This window comes from Arthrobacter agilis, assembly GCF_002953615.1.
GTDB classification, from domain to species: Bacteria; Actinomycetota; Actinomycetes; order Actinomycetales; family Micrococcaceae; genus Arthrobacter_D; species Arthrobacter_D agilis_B.
Genome location: NZ_CP024915.1, coordinates 3,360,001 through 3,362,836 on the forward strand (window position 1 = coordinate 3,360,001; position 2,836 = coordinate 3,362,836).

The 2,836-nt window shown below is 70.2% G+C and carries 2 protein-coding genes and 1 pseudogene; 2 read left to right on the plus strand and 1 reads right to left on the minus strand.

Annotation, left to right across the window (positions count from 1 at the left end; all coding sequences use genetic code 11):
* Window positions 1-903, minus strand: a 903-nt coding sequence (locus CVO76_RS16515) for an ROK family transcriptional regulator (protein ID WP_244186347.1), incomplete at its 3' end; no start/stop codon positions are given.
* A 183-nt stretch (window positions 904-1,086) separates the two neighbouring features.
* On the opposite strand from CVO76_RS16515, the gene CVO76_RS16520 reads away from it, so the two are divergent.
* Both CVO76_RS16520 and CVO76_RS16525 read left to right on the plus strand, forming a co-directional pair.
* A complete protein-coding gene (locus CVO76_RS16520; protein ID WP_208740162.1) occupies window positions 1,087-2,604 on the plus strand; it encodes a sugar ABC transporter ATP-binding protein in 1,518 nt (505 codons plus the stop codon).
* Window positions 2,601-2,836 (plus strand): annotated as a pseudogene (locus tag CVO76_RS16525) (ABC transporter permease); the annotation flags it as partial. The gene CVO76_RS16520 and the pseudogene CVO76_RS16525, both read left to right, overlap by 4 nt.

The window sequence follows — 2,836 nt, forward strand, 5'->3', positions numbered from 1 at the left end:
GCAGGTCGCCAGGACGTCCCCGATGTCCCGTCCGGCCTGCCGGATCGCCTGCAGTGCGGTGGCGTCACCGGAGCGGACCAGCTCGATGACGTCCCGGCTGCCCGTGAGGGGGACCTGCGCCGACTCGTTGAGGGCCGCGGCCAGCGCGGGCCCGCCGGCCAGCGCCTCGAGGCACCCGGTGTTGCCGCACCTGCAGAGCCGGTCGCTCGCCCTCGGGACGCGGACGTGGCCGAGATCGCCCGCGGTGCCCTGCGCCCCGCGCTGGAGGACACCGCCGGAGATGATCCCTGCGCCGATGCCGGTGGCCACCTTGATGAACATCAGGTCGGTGGTGTCGGGCCAGTTGGCACTCTGCTCGCCCAGCGCCATGATGTTGACGTCGTTGTCCACGAGCACCGGGACGTCGAAGCTGCCCTGGACCAGCCCGGGCACATCGAACCGGTCCCAGCCCGGCATGATCGGGGGATTGATGGGCCGGCCCGTGTCGTGTTCCACCGGACCGGGCAGGCCGATCCCGATGGCTGCGAGCTCCGCGGGCGCGCGGTCCGCCCCCCGGAGGAGCCGGTCGACGGCCGAGATCAGCCAGCCCAGGACGGCGACCGGTCCGTCGGCGATGCTGAGGTCCTGGCGTTCCCTGCCCAGTTCCGTGCCCGCGAGATCCGTGAGGATGACGATGGCGTGGGTCGCTCCGAGGTCCGCCCCGACGACGACGCGGGCGGCCGGGTTGAGTGCGAACAGCGAGGGCGGCCGGCCTCCCGTGGACACCGCTCCGCCGGTCGGCGACACGAGGCCCAGCGCCATGAGGGTGTCCACCCGTGCGGCAACCGTGGAGCGCGCCAGCCCGGTGATCTGCGCGAGCTCGGCCCGGGTCCGCGGCCTGCCATCCCTGAGCACCTGGAAGATCTCACTGGCTCCCGTGGGCGGAGGGCCGAGGAGCCGCTGGCGGGGCCCGCCATGGCTCGTCGGCGCCGCGTGGGGCAGGGGAAGGGACACCTTTCCAGTAAAGCACGCACCCCTTTCCCGAGTCTGTAGCCGTCTTTTGCATGTTGCTCGACAGAAGTGGGGACGCCGTGTCACAGTAGGCGCGTGGACGACGACGTCAGCACCAGCGGGGCACCAGCTCCGATCCTGCATGTCTCGGGACTCTCGAAGAGTTTCTTCGGGGTACCCGTCCTCCAGGACGCAGCCCTCGAGCTCTTCCCCGGCGAGGTCCACGGACTCGTGGGCGAGAACGGCGCCGGGAAATCGACGCTCATGAAGCTGCTCGCAGGCGTGTACGTCCGCGACTCGGGACGCATCGAACTCGACGGGCAACCGGTGGACTTCACGCACCCCGTGCAGGCGCACCGCGCCGGGCTGTCCACGGTCTTCCAGGAGTTCAACCTGCTGCCCGAGCGGACCGTCGCACAGAACATCTACCTCGGCCGGGAACCGCGGAAGGGACTCCTCGTCGACCGCCGGGCCATGAACCAGCGCACCGCGGAACTGCTGGAGGACCTCGGCATCACGACCATCCGGCCGACGGCGTCGGTCAGCTCGCTCTCGGTGGCGCAGCAGCAGATCGTCGAGATCGCGAAGGCCGTGAGCTACGACGCCAGGATCATCTCGATGGACGAGCCCACCGCGGCTCTCGCCGGACCGGAGGTCGAGCTCCTCTACGGCATCATCGACCGCCTGCGGAAGCGGGGCACGGCCATCCTCTACGTGTCCCACCGGTTGAAGGAGATCTTCGACCTGTGTGACACCATCACGGTGCTCAAGGACGGGCGGATCGTCACCTCGTCCCCCGCGGCCGAGCTCGACGACGCCTCACTGGTCCGCGCCATGGTGGGCCGGCCCATCTCGGCCTACTTCCCCGAGGCGCTGCCGGGCACCGCCGTCGGGGAACCGCTGCTGGAGATCAGCGGCGGCGGCAACGACCAGCTCGACGACGTCGGCCTCTCCCTCCGCGCGGGGGAGATCGTCGGGGTCGCGGGTCTCCAGGGATCGGGTCGGACGGAGCTGGTCGAGGCGATCTTCGGCGCGGAGGGCTTCACGCGCGGCGCGATGACGGTCGAAGGCAGGACCTACCGGCCGCGCTCGCCGAGGGACGCCATCCGCCACCGCGTCGCGCTCATCACGGAGGACCGCAAGGCACAGGGGCTCAGCCTCAACCAGTCCATCCTCGACAACGCGCTCAGCGTGGTGCGCTCGGTCCATCCCCGGCGCACCGCTGCGGCCCGCCGGGATGCACCGGGGGTGTTCTCGTCCCTGGAGGTCGTCGCCCGCGACCTCGACCAGGAAGTGCAGTTCCTCTCCGGCGGCAACCAGCAGAAAGTCGTCCTCGCCAAATGGCTGGCGATCGATCCCCTGGTCGTCCTGCTCGACGAGCCGACGCGCGGGATCGACGTCGGGGCGAAGGTCGCCGTCTACTCCCTGATGCGCCAGCTGGCGCGGGAAGGCAGGGCCATCCTCATGGTCTCGAGTGAACTGCCCGAGGTACTCGGGATGTCCGACCGCGTGATCGTGCTGCGGGACGGGCGCATCGCCGGGGAACTACCGCCCGGAGCGTCGGAGGAACAGGTGCTGCGCCTCGCCACCGGCGCCCGCGAGGTGCGGTCATGAGGCGCCTGAGCTCGACGAACATCGTCTACCTGGTGGCGCTGGTGACCGTCGTCGCGGGAATCGTCCTCGTGGGTTCCACCGGCCGGAGCTTCTTCAGCACCGGCAACATCTCCGACATCCTGACCGGGACGAGCATCCTCGGGTTCATCGCCATCGGGCAGACACTCGTCATCCTCGTGGGAAGCCTCGACCTCTCCGTCCCCTACGTGATCAGCCTGTCGAGGGCGGCCTC